This window comes from Oribacterium sinus (assembly GCF_963537195.1).
Classification (GTDB): Bacteria; Bacillota; Clostridia; order Lachnospirales; family Lachnospiraceae; genus Oribacterium; species Oribacterium sinus_A.
On sequence record NZ_CAUTEG010000055.1, the window covers coordinates 1 to 15,899 of the forward strand.

21 protein-coding genes and 1 pseudogene are annotated in these 15,899 nt (G+C 40.7%); 5 read left to right on the forward strand and 17 right to left on the reverse strand.

Annotated features, from left to right (window positions below; translation table 11 throughout):
• Positions 1-483: pseudogene (locus RYL27_RS07270) on the forward strand (helix-turn-helix domain-containing protein); the annotation flags it as partial.
• 275 nt (positions 484-758) lie between these two features.
• On the opposite strand, the gene RYL27_RS07275 reads toward RYL27_RS07270, so the two are convergent.
• From RYL27_RS07275 to RYL27_RS07295, 5 genes are all read right to left on the reverse strand, one after another.
• Positions 759-2,288, reverse strand: a complete 1,530-nt coding sequence (locus RYL27_RS07275) for a carbohydrate-binding domain-containing protein (RefSeq protein WP_314966243.1) — start codon at positions 2,286-2,288, stop codon at positions 759-761.
• Between the two features lie 243 nt (positions 2,289-2,531).
• Positions 2,532-2,963, reverse strand: a complete 432-nt coding sequence (locus RYL27_RS07280; RefSeq protein ID WP_314966245.1) for a PIN domain-containing protein — start codon at positions 2,961-2,963, stop codon at positions 2,532-2,534.
• Entirely contained in the window at positions 2,960-3,175 is a 216-nt protein-coding gene (locus RYL27_RS07285) for a type II toxin-antitoxin system Phd/YefM family antitoxin (protein ID WP_007157166.1), read from the reverse strand. Before RYL27_RS07285 ends, RYL27_RS07280 begins: the two co-directional genes overlap by 4 nt.
• A gap of 72 nt (positions 3,176-3,247) precedes the next feature.
• Complete coding sequence (locus RYL27_RS07290) at positions 3,248-3,853, reverse strand: hypothetical protein (protein ID WP_314966247.1); 606 nt, start codon at positions 3,851-3,853, stop codon at positions 3,248-3,250.
• A 26-nt stretch (positions 3,854-3,879) separates the two neighbouring features.
• The gene (locus RYL27_RS07295) at positions 3,880-4,380 is read right to left on the reverse strand and encodes a hypothetical protein (protein ID WP_314966249.1); all 501 of its coding nucleotides are present in this window, start codon (positions 4,378-4,380) and stop codon (positions 3,880-3,882) included.
• 273 nt (positions 4,381-4,653) lie between these two features.
• On the opposite strand from RYL27_RS07295, the gene RYL27_RS07300 reads away from it, so the two are divergent.
• The gene (locus tag RYL27_RS07300; protein WP_007157169.1) at positions 4,654-4,848 is read left to right on the forward strand and encodes a hypothetical protein; all 195 of its coding nucleotides are present in this window, start codon (positions 4,654-4,656) and stop codon (positions 4,846-4,848) included.
• 199 nt (positions 4,849-5,047) lie between these two features.
• On the opposite strand, the gene RYL27_RS07305 is transcribed toward RYL27_RS07300, so the two are convergent.
• From RYL27_RS07305 to RYL27_RS07325, 5 genes are all read right to left on the reverse strand, one after another.
• Positions 5,048-5,953 (reverse strand): DUF4367 domain-containing protein, encoded by a 906-nt coding sequence (locus RYL27_RS07305; protein WP_314966251.1) that lies wholly within the window; start codon positions 5,951-5,953, stop codon positions 5,048-5,050.
• Entirely contained in the window at positions 5,950-6,504 is a 555-nt protein-coding gene (locus RYL27_RS07310; protein ID WP_314966252.1) for an RNA polymerase sigma factor, read from the reverse strand. Before RYL27_RS07310 ends, RYL27_RS07305 begins: the two co-directional genes overlap by 4 nt.
• A gap of 110 nt (positions 6,505-6,614) precedes the next feature.
• Entirely contained in the window at positions 6,615-7,523 is a 909-nt protein-coding gene (locus RYL27_RS07315; protein ID WP_314966254.1) for a magnesium transporter CorA family protein, read from the reverse strand.
• A 234-nt stretch (positions 7,524-7,757) separates the two neighbouring features.
• Positions 7,758-8,441 carry a class I SAM-dependent methyltransferase gene (locus RYL27_RS07320; RefSeq protein ID WP_314966256.1) on the reverse strand — a complete coding sequence of 228 codons (684 nt, stop codon included), beginning with the start codon at positions 8,439-8,441 and terminating at the stop codon, positions 7,758-7,760.
• A gap of 32 nt (positions 8,442-8,473) precedes the next feature.
• On the reverse strand, positions 8,474-8,956 hold the full coding sequence (locus tag RYL27_RS07325) for a pyridoxamine 5'-phosphate oxidase family protein (RefSeq protein ID WP_183682237.1): 483 nt from the start codon (positions 8,954-8,956) through the stop codon (positions 8,474-8,476).
• A 162-nt stretch (positions 8,957-9,118) separates the two neighbouring features.
• Between RYL27_RS07325 and RYL27_RS07330 the strand changes: the two genes are divergently transcribed.
• Positions 9,119-9,823: an Ltp family lipoprotein gene (locus RYL27_RS07330; RefSeq protein ID WP_314966257.1), complete on the forward strand. Its 705-nt coding sequence runs from the start codon at positions 9,119-9,121 to the stop codon at positions 9,821-9,823.
• 43 nt (positions 9,824-9,866) lie between these two features.
• On the opposite strand, the gene RYL27_RS07335 is transcribed toward RYL27_RS07330, so the two are convergent.
• Together RYL27_RS07335 and relB are read right to left on the reverse strand one after the other, a co-directional pair.
• Positions 9,867-10,136 (reverse strand): type II toxin-antitoxin system RelE family toxin, encoded by a 270-nt coding sequence (locus tag RYL27_RS07335; protein ID WP_314966259.1) that lies wholly within the window; start codon positions 10,134-10,136, stop codon positions 9,867-9,869.
• Positions 10,133-10,354, reverse strand: a complete 222-nt coding sequence (gene relB, locus RYL27_RS07340) for a type II toxin-antitoxin system RelB family antitoxin (protein WP_009428573.1) — start codon at positions 10,352-10,354, stop codon at positions 10,133-10,135. The genes RYL27_RS07335 and relB overlap by 4 nt, the downstream gene beginning before the upstream one ends.
• 145 nt (positions 10,355-10,499) lie before the next feature.
• Here relB and RYL27_RS07345 point away from each other — a divergent pair, with 145 nt between their 5' ends.
• The gene (locus tag RYL27_RS07345; protein ID WP_314966261.1) at positions 10,500-11,099 is read left to right on the forward strand and encodes a DNA-3-methyladenine glycosylase I; all 600 of its coding nucleotides are present in this window, start codon (positions 10,500-10,502) and stop codon (positions 11,097-11,099) included.
• A 63-nt stretch (positions 11,100-11,162) separates the two neighbouring features.
• Here the strand turns inward: RYL27_RS07345 and RYL27_RS07350 are convergent, their stop codons facing one another.
• Positions 11,163-11,945, reverse strand: a complete 783-nt coding sequence (locus RYL27_RS07350; protein WP_314966262.1) for a hypothetical protein — start codon at positions 11,943-11,945, stop codon at positions 11,163-11,165.
• A gap of 115 nt (positions 11,946-12,060) precedes the next feature.
• Here RYL27_RS07350 and RYL27_RS07355 point away from each other — a divergent pair, with 115 nt between their 5' ends.
• Positions 12,061-14,067, forward strand: a complete 2,007-nt coding sequence (locus RYL27_RS07355; RefSeq protein ID WP_314966265.1) for a leucine-rich repeat domain-containing protein — start codon at positions 12,061-12,063, stop codon at positions 14,065-14,067.
• Between the two features lie 16 nt (positions 14,068-14,083).
• On the opposite strand, the gene RYL27_RS07360 is transcribed toward RYL27_RS07355, so the two are convergent.
• The 4 genes from RYL27_RS07360 to RYL27_RS07375 form a co-directional block, all read right to left on the reverse strand.
• Complete coding sequence (locus tag RYL27_RS07360) at positions 14,084-14,464, reverse strand: C-GCAxxG-C-C family protein (RefSeq protein WP_314966267.1); 381 nt, start codon at positions 14,462-14,464, stop codon at positions 14,084-14,086.
• Between the two features lie 115 nt (positions 14,465-14,579).
• Complete coding sequence (locus RYL27_RS07365; protein WP_314966269.1) at positions 14,580-14,849, reverse strand: Txe/YoeB family addiction module toxin; 270 nt, start codon at positions 14,847-14,849, stop codon at positions 14,580-14,582.
• Positions 14,842-15,105, reverse strand: coding sequence for a type II toxin-antitoxin system RelB/DinJ family antitoxin (locus RYL27_RS07370; protein ID WP_314966271.1), 264 nt, complete (start codon positions 15,103-15,105; stop codon positions 14,842-14,844). The genes RYL27_RS07365 and RYL27_RS07370 overlap by 8 nt, the downstream gene beginning before the upstream one ends.
• A 282-nt stretch (positions 15,106-15,387) precedes the next feature.
• Positions 15,388-15,899 (reverse strand): erythromycin esterase family protein (locus RYL27_RS07375; RefSeq protein ID WP_314966273.1); only part of this gene is annotated, 512 nt, incomplete at its 5' end.

Below are 15,899 nucleotides of genomic sequence, written 5' to 3' on the forward strand. Positions count from 1 at the left end.
ATGGAAAAAGAGCTTCTGAATACCGCTTACGGGGTAAACGGTATGGTGCAGGAGAAAAAATCCCGTTACCAGGGAACGTATACTTCTCAGATGATTTTAGGTGTTTTTCTTTGCATCATTGCGATAAGTCCCATCTTCCTCAGTATGATTCTTTTTGGAGAAGATGATCTCTATACCGCTCTTGCCGTGCCCTTCCTTCTGATGTTTGTGGCCGTTGGCGTGTTTCAGATTGTCAAGACAAATATTATTTGGGATTCCATGAATATGCTTTTAGAGCAAGGGGATTATAGAAGAGAGAAAAAGATGGATAAGCATAAAAATGAAACAGTAGGGCAAATATACTGGTGCTTAGTAACGGCTATCTATCTGGGCTACAGCTTTATTACACAGCGTTGGGATATCAGCTGGATTGTGTGGCCTGTAGCCGGAGTGGGCTACGGGGCAGTACGGGGCATTGTCAATTCCTTTAGAACGAAGATTTAGTATGTATTTAAACATAAATTTTTTAAACGTCTACTAAATTAAGGCAATCAAAATTTTCATCATCTTTTGGCCTTTCTTATTATCACAAAAACAGGGGAGAAACTTTACTCTCCCCTGTTTTTTCTATAGCCCTATCTTCATGCTTAATCGCTGGTTTAAGCAAACGCCTCTAAGATCTGCTTTACTTATTTTCGCAAGTCGCAATACAGCTTCTAATGGTATTAATTACTTTCACTATTACTTCCCTGACCGCTGGGTGGCTCCGGCATAGCCAGTTAATTTCCATTGGCATCTGTCGGCTTCTCAGGCGGCTGTCCCATAGAGCCGTTTCCGCTAGGTGGAGTACCGCCATTTTCCCCGGGAGCTCCGCTTGGAGGAGTACCGTTTCCACCGCCAAAGCTCATACCGCCACTTTGTTCACCTATAGTATTTTCTCCGGAAGAAATCGTGATTTCTTCGCTATTGCTTCCCGCACTTACGGTATAAGTCTCTCCGGTAACAAGCTTGTCAGAAGAAAGAATCACTGCCGTAAAATCGTTGGTCGGTGTGTAGCTAAGCACTACATTTCCACTCTTGTCTGTCACCTTAATCTCTGTTCCACCACTTACAGTAGTAGAGTAGAACACATTGATAAAGTTCTGGGTAGAACTGCTGTCGAAGGATTCAAACATTTCCTGCACACCGGTGCTGATAAAGGTTCCGCCGGTAATCGTTGCCTTTCCGTTATAGTCTAAAGCCACATCCGGTCCGGAAGCAGGTCCGGAAACATTTAAGGTGCCGCCTTCGATATAGACCTGACCGTTGGAGTCGATTCCATCTCCGCCGGCTGTCACATTTACCGTACCGGCTGTAATACGGAAATAAGTATCTGCCTGATTTTCTTCTCCGTAAGCTTCCTTTTCCTCATCGGTGGCGCTGTCGTCAATCAGACCACGGGCATTGATACCGTCATCGCTCGCCACAATATCAATGGTTCCGCCGTTAATATCAATGGTAACAGCCTCCAATCCTTCTCCAACCTTCTCCATCTTAATGGTTCCGCTGTTGATGACCAAGGCTCCGTCTGTGGTAATACCGTCATCCTCTACATTGATGGTGATATCCGCATTTTCAATGGTAACGGAGTCGGTTCCCTTGATGGCCTTTCCTACCGATTCAATATTCAGCTTTCCGCCTAAGATAATGAGATTGTCCTTTGCCTTAAGGGCTGTTGCATAGTTGGAGCTGATATTCAAAGTTCCGTTTCCGTTAATGGTCAAATCCTGCTTTACAAAGAGGGTTGCATCCGGCTCATCCTCTCCCTCCGCGTAATTATATGTTGCGCTATCTGTTATGGTGTTGGTAGTGCCGTCCACTAAGGTCAACACAATCTTACGTCCTGTAGCTGCGTTAATGACGGAGGAAGTCGTATTTGTGATATTTACGCCGTTGAAAACGATGTGTACCAGGTCTTCGTCTCCCACCTCCGTAATGATCTGTCCGTTGAAATCTCCGCTAAAGACATAGGTTCCGGCCTTGGTAATGACAATATTGCCATCCGTGTAGCTTGCGCCCTCTCCGGTAATCTTGGCGTTTCCGCTACTCAACTCAATCTTGGTATCCGAGTCGGAATAAGAAGTATTTAAGTCTTCCTCGGAATAACTTGCCGTTGTTTTTGCGGAGGTGTTCGTTGCCACCGCCTCTGTGCTCTGGGCCGTAGTTGCTGCCGCTGTTGTAGCAGTCTTTGCATTGGAACATCCTACGATGGACATGCTCATCGCCATTGCCATAAGCCATATACTCATTTTATTTTTATTCTTTTTCATACTGTCCTCTTTTCTGTGATTAGGTTGCTCTTTACACGCCCTACTATCGCAGAAACTTATGTTCAGCTTGTGTATGAAATGTGTAAAATGTATGATTTTGCATTTTATTGCATATTTATCCGTTTTTAGATTTTTATTACGTCTACAATACAAAATGTCCTCATTATTTCACTTAATATTCTTTAGGCATAAAAAAGAAGCCTTTTGGGCTCCTAAAATAGAACTAAAGTATTCTTTTTATTTCTAAGTTTTGTAAAAACTTTCCTCACAACATTTTATAAACTCTTTCGGTGTATATACTTTAACGGAAGAGTTCTTATAGTCTTTTGTATTTCTGGTCACGATACCATCTGCCTTTATTCGAAGAGCCGTCTCCATCATTACCGCATCTTCAAAATCCTTTGCCTCGGAAATCAAGGCATTGAAAATATCCTCAGACAAAGTATCTGCCACTTTTAAAACTCCCAATAAACGATTCAACTTGTCCTTCGCTTCTTTGTCACTATGTGTGCAGCGTCTTGTTAAGTAGTAAATATCTGTTGTTGACTTTGCAGTTATATAAGCAGAGAATATCTCCATTGCTAAAAGGCGAAAAATTTGATAGGCATCCTCTGCAAAGGGCTCCCTCCCCTGCAAAAAATCTATCACAATACAAGTATCTAATAATATTTTCATATCTGATTCATTCTCTCCTCGCGAGCTTCTTCTAAATTTAAGTCAGAAGGTACACTGGAAAATAACTCGTCTACGAGTTTTAATTTATCTTGATACGGTGAAACTAATTTAGCAATCGGTCTGCCATTCTTTGTAATGCAAATATCTTCTTTCTCCGCCAGTAATAAGTACTTACTTAAATTTAACTTTAGCTCCGTTGCAGTAATAGACATCGTTGTTCCTCCTTTTTTCTTAGTATAAAAGAATCGTACAATTTCCGCAATGAAAATCGTACGATTCTTTTCTTATCCAATATCTCTTCTAGCTTGTATAGTAAGCCTTCCTCTTCGAAAACACTCTTCGGTTTCTCTTGGTTCCACACAATGTTTTCCCTTTTCCGCCAGAATTTCTTTAATCCTAAGATAATCCTCCAGAAGCTCTACTTCTCCTGTAAAAAGCAAATAATCATTTTTATACAGCACGGAATCCAGAATCTTAGATGTGCTGTTCTTCTTGTAAAGGCTAAAGTGGGGCGAAAAACGTATTCTACTTCCCATACCCTCATGGAGTTGAAAATCCACAAATCCTATTTCCGTATAGGGAATCCTCCGGCTTTCTCCCTTGTTGTAGAGAAGCACAATCTCCTCTTCATACAGAATTGCTTCCACAATATAAGTAAGAAAGAAATATTTGTAGATATCCCATACGCAAAAGGCGGAATACATAGTGAGCAGTCCATACAGAAGCCACACACTCTTATCTAAGCCTAATTGCCTATAAATCAGAAAAAATAATCCCAGTAAGAAAAGAAGACCAAAGAAAGAAAAAATCGGATTGGCCGAATAGTGCCTAATTTGCCAGTGGCAGGATCCATTTTCATCCAGATAAGTATTTGACTTTATTTTCCACATGAATCCACCACTTTCTCTAGCTACTTTTATTGCTCTTCATACACAATGACATAGGCCTTAACCTGGTCGCTGCCCTTCACAATGGAAAGAGGAACTTCTGCAATAGCCTTTCCGGTCTGCCCCTTGTAATACTCGTTTCTATCTTCTGCGGAATAAAAATACATGGCTGCAGAATAAACATGCCCTGCTTCCAAATCGATATCAATACTAAGCTTTTCACTGACCAAATTCTTATTGCCTGTAACGCCTGCCTCTGTAGAGCGGAAAATACCTTCCAATCTATGCTGTCCCGGCTCCAACGCTACGATTGTCTGCATGTATTCTCCCTGCGTATGGGAAAATGCTGAAAGACTGTTTCCGTCAATAGCAACATGATCGCAGTACAAATGCAAGAGCGCCTTATAAGCATTATCCGCATTAAATTGCTGTTCCCCTGCCTTACGCTTTTTTTGAAAGCTCATCATGACAGCAAATAAAACTGCCCAAACAACTACCACACCGGCTACAATCATAATAGTCTGATTCATCTTGTTTTCCTCCTGAAAGCTGCTACAAATATTGATAAACAGTAACGTTTACTTCTTCTCCATAATCTCACTTACGGGATAGGAAAAAATCTCTATCCTATGCATGCAAAACCATTATAAATTCACTGTCCAGGAAGTCAATCTGCTTCCGTAAAATATTAAGATTTTTCTTGACAGGCATTAATATTCTGCTTACAATTCTTAAGGATTAAAATCAACATTTTCTTTTTTAAGGGAATAAACAAATCACTTTGATTTTTAGGGGGGAACAAAATGAACCAGCAAACCATGACCATTATCGTTACTCTTGTCTGCTTAGTAATGTGCGTAGGGCAGATTCTTATGATTAAACAAGCTCATGAAAACGGAACCAGTGTCCGCATTCGTCCATTGCAAATTATAGCTTGTGCCGTTGTAGCAGTTATGGGCATTTATTCTTTAATTACCGGACATTACTTCTGGGGCTAATAATAGTTCCAAAGTATCAAGAGTAATATAGCCTTAAGAGCATTATAACTTCAAGAACAATGTAATCTCAAAATCAATATAGCCTCAAGGACGATATTGCTATAGGAAACATGCAGCTTCTACAATATTTCATAAAAAATCGGACGGTGAAAATTCGCCGTCCGATTTTTTACGTTCCTCCATTGCCTTGACGAGTCTCTTACTCCACCGCCTTTACAATTTCCAAAATCTCCTCTTCCGTCATCGGCTTCTCCTGTGCTTTTACCGCATAGCTGAAGCCATTTTCTTCCCATAACGCTAAGGAGTATGTTCCGGCTTTACCCTTTAAAGTGACTTTCCTTCCTTCGAAATCCACTTCTCGGATGTCCGAATACTCCGTAAAATCTCCACTGATATCCCCTTCAGCTCTTGCTTTTCGGATGGAGTATCCTATCGCAAAGGGCTCTTCCTTAGAATAAGCCACTTCGATCATATCCTCTCCGATTACGCTGATGGTTTTTTCGGTATAAGGAGCTTTTCCCTCCGGAATACGCATGGTAAAACCGGTAAGCTCTGTAGCCTGCTGCATTGATTCAACTTCTTCTACACTCCGTCCCTTGGCGGTTATACCGGCAGAGTTCTCTTTCAGCTCTCCATTCTCCGCTGCAAATTCTTCCGCTTTATCCTGTGTTCCACCGGAGTCCTCCCCTTGCGCTCCCTCCAGCATTACGGAACTCGGTTTGGCTGCTCTGGGAGCGAAAAACATGAATACTCCGATATAGCAAACAAAGCAGGCAGCGGCTATGGAAGCAGTAAATCCTAAAACCCGAGGAAGGGTAATAAATTTCCTCTTCTTAGCTTCCTGCATTTTGATAATCTTCTTTTCTTTTTCTATACTTTCTCTATTTCCGCCTTCTTCATTATTACATTCTTTGTATTGGTATTCTTTTTCTTGATTTTCTTTGCTTGCTTCTTCTATGCTTTCTTTTCCTTTAATTTCTTTTACTGCATTTTCCCTATCAACGTTCTGTTCATCCTTCTTTTGGTAAAAGGCCTCCGCTTCCAGAATATATTGGTCACTTACCTCTGTCATTCCCCGAAGCAGTCGCTTGCTGTCCTCTTTCATAAACGATATCCCTCCTGCTCTAAGAAAAGCTTAAGCTGCTCCCTTGTACGGCTTAAACTCATTTTCACCTTACTAAGACCAAAACCGGATTCCTCCGCAATCTCGGATACGGAATCCATAAACCAATATCTTCTCATAAAAATATTTCTGCTCTCCGGCTTCAATGTATGTAAAAAAGAGTCCATAAGTTCCGACAGCTCATTACCCTCTCCCGGAATCGCCCCCTTATCCGGAAGGACTTCCGACAGCTCTTCCAGCACCACCGGAACTTCTCCTCCCCCACGCTTTTCCGCATGCAAACTGTCATAGCGGTCTAAAGAAAGATTCCGGACGATCTTCGACAAAAAAGCCGGCAGATTATCCGGCTGTTTCGGTGGAATGGCATTCCATGTCTTTAAATAAGTGTCATTCTCACACTCCTCTGCATCCGCCATGATTTTTAAAATGCCATAGGAAATGGAAAGGAGTAAGCGGCTGTATTTATTTTTGGTTTCTGAAATCGCAGTCTCCGCCCTCTGAAAATACAGGGTAATAATCTTTTGGTCTTCCATCCTTCTGAATCCTTATCTATGATTTTACATTCCTAAAGCTATATTCCAAATGCTTCATTTCCCAATCTCGGCTTCAAATACGTTTTATTCCTTACTTTCTATCCATTCATTTATCTGCGTCTTATAATCCAGCGCATTACCCAAGTTAAAATCACCCATAGCAGTGCACTGACAGCACAAATCATAATCCACGCTCTTTGTTCATTCATAAAAGGCAGAGGCACATTCATGCCGAAGAATCCGGTGATAACCGCAAGAACACTGAGTAAAATCTCAAAAATAGTTAAAGTACTCAGGTTGTTATTTAAGTCATTATTTAAAACATTGTTGTAAGAATCCAACAGTTGGCGGGCAACGCTGGAAAGTAAGTCCGTCATGGACACCAGCTGTCTGGCCTCCACCATGGCATCATCAAACTGCGCAGACTCCTCTTCATTAAAGCTACGATAAATGGCATGAGCCTGGATATGCTCCAGCAAAAGACGATTTTGCGTAGCGGCGGATCGTAAATAAATCATGCCCACCTCCAAGTCGGAAAGAGCATAGAGGTTCTTCTTCGTGGTTTTCTGCCGAAGCAAATGGTTAATCTCATCCTTCTGCTTATCCAAACGCTCAATAATCGGATAGTAGGCATTGGAAATCATTTCCAAGCTTGCAAAGAGTAAGGTATAAATCGAAAGATTCTCTTTGCCATCCACATACTCGCACATCTTCTGAATGATATACACATTGTCCTCATTACTAATGGTCACCAGTCGATTTTTTTGCACGATAAACGTAAGAGGAACCGTCTCATAATATTCCTTATCCTTTTCCAGATCCAAAACACTGTAAATAAAGGTAACGGTTCCATCCTCCCGATCATAATCCATATGGGCATGCTCATTTTCATCCAAAGCATACTCCAGCGTTTTCGGATCAATATCATATTCCTCGTATACTTTGGAATGCTTTGTAATTTCATCCGAGTTAATATTAATCCATGTATTATCGTTGCTTAGCTTTTTCGTAACAAGCATATTTTCCCCTATTTCTACTCTAAAAATCAGGAATTCTATTGCCCTCTTCACACTTTAAGGCTTGCTTAATTTTTCCCGACTTTTCCTATACGCTGTCTGCGATAGGACAAAATATTTTTATCCCCCCCATTATACGCCAAAATCCACATCTTCTGTAGACAAAATTTCCGCCTTGCCTTAGCTCCCTTCTCCCATCAAGACGGAGAATAGAAAGGAAAGGTCACAATAAGGAGATTATTTTTTTACACAGGAAAAGCAGGCCACCGTCTCCACCCTTTCTACGGAAACCTCTGTGTAGCTTTCCATAAGCCGCTTTCTTAAGCTCTCTTCCGTTTCAAAGGGCGGCGTAAATAGTCCTTTCGGCACATAGATATGCTTTGCAAACCAATCCGCTCTCTTAACGCCCCCTTCCACATAGAAACAGCCACAGAAAATTCCTCCCGGTTTTAATACGCGGAACACCTCCTGATAAGCCGCTTCCTTGTCCGGAAAAACATGAAAACCATTCATGGATAAAACGATATCAAAGCTTTCCGCCTGAAAAGGAAGAGCTCCCACATCTCCCTGTTGAAAATGAATATTCTCTATCCCCAGTAATGTCGCCCTCTCCTTTGCCGGCTCCATCATTTCCGGCGCATAGTCCATACAGACAATCTCTGCATTAGGAAGCCCCTTATATAATGGAAGAGTCATGATTCCCGTACCCACAGGAATTTCCAAAAGCCTTCCGGAAAAGTTCTTAGGAATGGAGGATAAGACCTTATTCCGATAATAGAGATTTTTCTCCTTATCCATGTTCCATACCAAACGGCATAGAAGCTTTCCTGCAAAATTTCCATAGGTCATCATTCCGTCATAAAAGCCGGTATGATTGCCAACGGATTGATAGGCATTTTGAATTTCTTCCTTTCGACTCATCTTCTCCTCCTTCCATAAAATTCAAACCCGACTTAAGATTCCTTCACCAGCTTTCCTGTCATTCTGTCAATCGTCATGCAAAGCATATTGACTCTTGCCCCGGCTTTTTCTATTTCTTTCTCGATAGACTCCTTCGTCGGATAGAATTTTTCCGCCAGCTTTCTGCATTGTTCTATCACCTTCTCCTGATTCTCTACAGCTTCCACCCTTCCAAGGCAAAGTACGGAACGAATATACCAAGGCCATTCTCCTTCTTTTTTGAATCCGGAGTCCATGATGGTGAAGCAAACCTTATTGTTTTTAGCAAGCAGATCCAATTTCAATCCTTCTTTCGCACCGTGAAAATAGAGCTTTCCGTCTTCCTCATCATAAAACTGGTTTAAAGGAATAGCATAGGGATAGTCATTTTCCCCATGAAAAGCCATGACTCCTCTGGGAGCTTCCCGTAAAACTTGAATACACTCTTCTTTAGAAATTTCCTGCTTAAACCGTCTCATTGTTTTAAATTCTTCCATTGTTTCTCCATTTCTTTCAAAAGTCTTTTCTTAAACTGCACTAGTTCTTGCCTAATAAGAAAGCAAAGATTACTATAAGGACATTATACCGTAATTATTATAGCTTGTTTTTATGAAAATGAAGAAATCTCTCCATTCTCTCCCACGAAAGGAGCTACAAAAATGAGTCATGCTTCCAGATACTTTACCCGGCTTACTGCCATTTTCTTTCTCTTCTTTATGATATCCTGTACAAAGCAAAATGAAGAAGGGAATACTGTAGAGAGTTCTTCGAAAATCTCTTCAGAAAGCATAGAGAACAGTTCGGTAGATTCCAAAAATATTTACCCGGAGAATAGCTCTGCAGATTCCAAAGAAAGAAGTAAGGATAGTGGCACGGCAGGTAAGGAATCATCAAGCGTAGAAACTACCAAGCCCCCATTGGAAAGCTTAAGCGAAAATCAAGTACAGGCCATCCAAACTGCGAAAGATTATCTTGATACTATGCCCTTATCTCAAACAGAATTATTGCAAATGCTCACTGTGGAAAATATCGAATTGGAAGATGCAAAATTTGCCATAGGGTATCTCGATATAGATTGGAATCAAGAGGCACGGAAGAAAGCCAAAGAATATTGCAAGCATAAAATCGGCTTTTCCAAAGTGAAATTAAAAGCACAGTTGCTCTTCGACCACTTCACAGAAGAGGAAGCGGATTTTGCCCTAAGCCACATTCACGTGAACTGGGTAGAGCAAGCAAAGATTGTTGCAAAAGAATACATGGAAGACGGCGTTAGCTCCAAAGAGGATTTAATAGAGGCTCTGATGAATGAAGGATTTACGAAGAAAGAAGCGGAGAAGGTAACAGTGAAAGTAGGTCTAAAATAGGCCGTAATCTACCACTTCACAGTTATAGAGACTTACTGTTCCCCTAAGTGCTGTAGATATCTCTTCTGTGCCCAACAGTCAATGCAAGGATAATCAGCTCTTGATCTTGTATAAGACAGAGTAAACGATAATCTCCGATTCTATACCGCCATTGTCCACTTTTATTAGCGGTAAGTCCCTTTCCATGAACTCTCGGATTTTCACAATTTTGCAAATTTTTTCCAATCCACGATTTGATCATCTGTTGTGTGTATTTGTCCAGTTTTTTGAACTCTTTATCGAATCGAGCAGTTGTTTCCACATGATAGCTCATAGATTAAGTTCCTTCCAGAGTTCCTCAATGGGTCTGGACTTACAGCCGGTATTCTTATATTCCTGATAAGCTTCATTGGCAAGGCTGATATCATACTCCTCTTCAATACGTTCAAATAATGCCCTTTTGAAAGCCTCTCCTAAAGACATTGCATGAAGCTTTGCATAGCTTTCTGCAAGTGCTTTTTCTTCCTCGTTCATTCGAATTGAAAATGCCATGATTTTACCTCTATTTCAAAAATTATTTGCTGTACTATTCAAGCAAAGAATACACAAGCCTTATATGTAGTACATTATACTACCCTGCTTATTTATTATCAACTCTAAATAAATTCTGTTATAATCCTTTCAAAAAGGAGGCGTTATGGCTTGTCAATGGAAAAACAGCAGTGCGGAAATGATTTCTTATCACGATAAGGAGTGGGGCGTACCCACCCATGAGGATCAAAAGCTCTTTGAATATTTGCTTTTAGAATCCATGCAGGCCGGTCTTAGCTGGGCCTTGATTCTTCGAAAAAGAGAAACCCTTCGAAGCTGTTTTGCAAACTTTTCCCCGGAAAAGCTCGCAGCGTTCACGGAAGAAGATATTGAACGAATCATGCATACGGAAAATATGATTAAGTCGGAGCGAAAAATCAGAGCCATGATTCAAAACGCCAAGGCATTTTTAGCCCTTCAAAAAGAGGAGGGAAGCTTTGATACTTATCTTTGGAGCTTTTCCGGCGGAAAAAGTCTTTGTTATCAGGGGCATGAAAAGGGGGAAATGCCTGCCAAAAATGCTCTTTCCGAAGCAATCAGTAAAGATTTAAAAAAACGGGGCTTTCAATATACCGGCCCCGTCATTGTCTATTCTTTTTTACAAGCCTGTGGTGTCATTAACGACCACGAAGAAGACTGCCCCTGCTATCAGGCACTCCGCAGGACTTATCCTTATCAAGATGTGGAGGAAACATTTTTCTCTTGATACGGAGGCTATAGCACTCTCATAAATCTATCTTTGTATTCAGGCTATAGCTATGAGCATTTCCTAAAGCAATATAGCTTGCTCCAGCAAGGTATCCTCCTCATATCCATAGGCAAAAATTCTGTCATAGATCCTCTCTTGCCATTCAGCGGAGAAACTGCCATCTTCATTAATGAAAAAATCGGCACTTAAAAAACGAATAATCATAAACTCGGAAGTTTTTTGCGCAAATCCGTCTCCCCTACTAAAGTCAATGCCGACTCCTGTATTTCTGGTCATGGCTGCCTCCAGGATAGGAAGGGTCAATTCATTTGCAGGAATGCTCATATCCGGAAAATCAAAGAAGCCGCCCTTTTCCTTGGTATAAATGCCTAAGTTGGAAATGGTGCCGTTGGTCACCATTTTCACTCGTCTAATCGCAGTTAAAGGAATACTATGCTTTGCTCCGGTAATATGTCCTCCGGAAAGGCGAATCTCCTTTTCCTTTAAATTAAAGCCGATGGGAAGATCCAAGCTATCGATGCTATTGGGAAATTCAGCCCCCAGCTTATTTCTTGCAAATGCAAGTAAGAGCGTCTTGGTTTCCGCGATATTATGCCCTCTACCATTTGCCTTGGTATCTGTCTCCAAATCCGGAAGACTGATATTTTTCCCTTGAAGATCCCTAAAAATCAGAGAATAGTGCATATTGGAGTTACAATATCGCATAGGAAGAATAGCTCCCACCTCGGAAAAAGAAAGAGTAAAGGGCTTCTTCCCTTCTACGGAAATTCCATCTTTCGTAATGCTTAACTTCCGTCCTCCATCATCAAACACCGCTGTACGATCTCCCAAAACACTTCTCATTTTTTTCCTCCTAATCTTATCTTGCATATCCCTTAAACATTTTGTAAACTTAGTTTATTTATAAAATAATATTTATTTTACAAAATATAAGTTAAAAATAGCAAGAGGAAAATCCATGAAGATTACCAAAATCCAATGCCCTAACTGCAATGGCCAATTATCCGTTCCCGAAGGAATGAAGGAAGGCTTTGTGCAGTGTAAATTCTGTAATACCAAGGTCTATTTGGAACCACACAAGCCGGATATTACCCAAAATATCACCATCAAAAATGTGAATTATAACAAGGAAAGAACTGTTCCAAACAACGTACGAGGGAAATATCTTTTGCAAAGCTGTGCAGTGGGCACTGTAGTAGTGGTGATATCAATCCTTCTGTTTATTTTACTAAAAACCTTCTTTTCTCCTAGCGGAATAGAACTTCCTACCGACCAATATCGTAGCACTGTGCAGGATCCGGTAATGATTTCCTTTGTAGAAAAAGCATTTTCCAAAAATCTTTCTCAAGTTACAGGGGAAGACTACAGTTCCTTAAAGTTCCTGTCCATTGCAAAAGATAACAAAGAAGAAAATTGGTGTTTTTCCTATGCCGAGAAGCTGGATGAAGAGGGAAATCCCGTGGAAGAAAAGACTCTTTATTTTCCTGCTACGGAAAACATTCCCCGGCAGGAGATTCAGCCCTTCACCGGTTTGGAAAATCTGGCACTGGGAAAAGACCTGGACTTCGATAGCGACAGTCAAGACAATCAGGATTTAAAAAATCTAAAAGAGTTAAAATACTTTTCTGCTATAGGAAACAATTCGGAAGGCTTTAGAGAGCTTTTGCTAAGCTTGGCAAAACCGGAACAGATACTCGGTCTTAGCGGTATTTACCTCCGTGATGACGTTGTTCCCTACAGCATTTCCTCTGACAAAACAAAAGATATCACGGATATTTTCACACCCTTTTCTTCCCTGAAAAGCCTTTCCATCAGGGTAAACTATAAATATGAAGGGGGACTACTTTTTTTAAGACACTTTCCTAACTTAGAGAGTTTAACCCTTGATACCTCTGCAGATTTAGCTCCTTTAGCTACTTTAAGCAATTGTAAAAATCTAAGTCTGTCTGGTCCCTATGATAAACCCTTAGAAAATATCTCCGTTCTATCCGGTATGCCCCAAATGGAACATCTCAGATTACACGATGTTATGTCCTTAAAGGATTTAAACTTTACCCAAAATATGCCTAATTTAAAGTCTCTGGAGCTCGAGAGCGTACCGATACTCTCTTTGGACGGTTTAGCCAATCACCCCTCATTAAACACGCTTTTCATTGATGACTGCTATGAATTAACGGACGGAAAGGCTATTGCCGGTCTCAGCGCTTTACAAAGCCTGCACCTTGGCGGTCGCGGGCATGGCTGTTACATACCGGATTTGCAAAATTTAACCGCCTTGGAAGACGTGTTTTGCGGATCGAGTGATCTCAAGCATTTTGCTCATATGCCTTCTATTAAGAGCCTCTACTGTGTTTTGAATGGATGGAATATTAGCGCCGAGTCCCTTCGCGGTATGAACTCATTAAACACTCTAGTAGTTTCCGGTTCCTTGGATTATATTTCTAACGACTGGGAAAATGTTTTAGCAGGCTTACCAAACCTTGAAAAAATGAGCATTCTGGGAGAATCTTTAGACCTCCTAAAAGACTATCATGGACTTTTTTCCGGCATTAAAGTAAAAGAACTGATTTTTGACGAAAATCTTATTGGTCCACCTGAAACGCCTGATATTTCCCTATCCCTTAGTAAGATGGAAGATAACAACGCTACGGAGACCTTGATTCTCAACCAGGCAGAAATCAAAAACCTGGATGATGATTCTGATAATTTCACGGTCAATGCCAAAGCCTTTCTTTCCCATTTTAAAGCGTTAAAAAGGCTTGGACTTCGTGGAAACAAGCTGGAGAATCTGGATTGTATAGAGGGACTCAGCACTCTGGAAGAGCTGGACATTTCTGATAACTATATCTCCGACATCAGTGCATTACGGAATTTGCCCAATCTGAAAAAAGTAAAGCTATCCGGAAACTCCATTGTGAATCTGGAGCTCTTACCGGATAGCGTGGAAGTTGTGGATCAGTTTTAATGAACTCCCCTAAAACTTAATACAGTAAAGCAATCGCCTCTTTGATGCAATCTTCGCAGCTGCAAAGAGGCTTTTCTTTACCTATGCCTCTTAAGTCTGTGCAAATGCTGGCTCCGCATCGCTCAACAAAATCCTGAAAAAGATGGGCGGCCTCCACCTGTACCATTGGATTTCCCTTATTTTTCATAGCCAAAACCAAATTTGCTCCAATGAGTGCGCCACAGGTTCCCTCTAAAGTTCCCAATCCCTCAATAAGACCGGCTGAGAGAGGAAGCAGAAGCTCCTCGGGCAGATTTAATTCCTCTTGGTATGCAAGCAGCACCAGCTGTCCGCAGTTCTTACCTGCCGCTAAGCCTTCCATCGCTAATGTCTGTTTTTCTTCTAAAGATTGTTTCATGATTTCTCCTATTGTTTGTCTATATAAACCTCACTTGCAAGGATAATATCATATAAATCTGTTATATCGCTTTAGAAAAGGGCATAAAATGGTGCAGAGAAACTGCACCATTTGCTTAATGATCCTGATAATGCCCTTTACATTGCACGATAAAAATACGTTTATCTTCCATATGGTAGACCAGTCGATTTTTATCATCAATTCTTCGACTAAATTCTCCGCTTAAATCACCGGTTAGAGCTTCGGGCTTTCCAATTCCATCAGAGCATCCGTTTCTCTCGATATCCTTAATAAGCTGGTTGATTCTTTTAACAATTTTCTTGTCGGTATTTTGCCACAATAAATAATCTTCCCATGCATCATCAGACCATATTTTTTCACTCATCGTCTACCTCAATAAGTTCATGTACCTTGCCTTTACCCTCACGCAATTCCTTTATAGATTTTTTCAGCGAACGAATATTGCTGTCCGAATAGAATGGATCCACACTGGCAGATACTTCAAAAGGGATTCGTCTTTCTCGTAAAACTTTCTTCGTATAAATACTGTAAAATGTGGAATAATTCAAGCCCATATCTTCTACTACTTGGTCTAATACTTTTTTATCTTCGTCATTAATTCGTACTGTAATTGTTGCCATTGTTTCCACCTCCTATCTACATTCATGTATATATGAAATATACCAAAAATGAATGCATTTTGCAATGATTAGCATTCATTTCTATAATAAATTTAGTGCTATGTAAGTATAAATCAAAACTATAGAGTGGTTTTAAGTTAGAATAATCCATTCCAATGGAACAAAATGCAATACCGTATTATGCAATAACATACTTTTGCATATTACGATATTGCATTTTCGTTTAGCAGAATGCTTTCGCCTTGTTTTTATTTTACACGAATCACTCTGCCTCGCCAGTCACTATTTCTTCTCCAAAATCTCTATCGGCTTTCCCTCATATAAATAAATCATGCCGTCGTAGCGCTGAACAGGTTCACTTTTCACCCGATAAGAATTCGGGAAAAATCGCATAACGAAAGTGTATCCCTCTCCCAGCTGTAACATTTTCATAGGGTTATGAATCAGCTGATAGACTTTGCTTTTCTCGTCTGTAATACCTGAAAAATACAAGGCATATTGCTTTCCCTTTGCAAATCTTGCCTGCGCAGCTAAGGGGTCTACGGAAACAAAGCTCTGCACTGTTCTCTTAGCTTCCCCAAGCACCTTGATATTGTCCGTGACTTTCCATACATCCGTTCCGATGGCATAGTAGGCTTCTCCGAAGTCCTTGGTCAGAAGCACGCCCATGCTGTTATAAATTGGATTTTCCTTCTGAATGTGTCCGTCATGAGCAGAAATAACAAGCTTTCCGAAACCAATTTTTTGCTCTATTTCCAGGATTTTCTTCACATTTTCTTCCATATCCCGGTCCC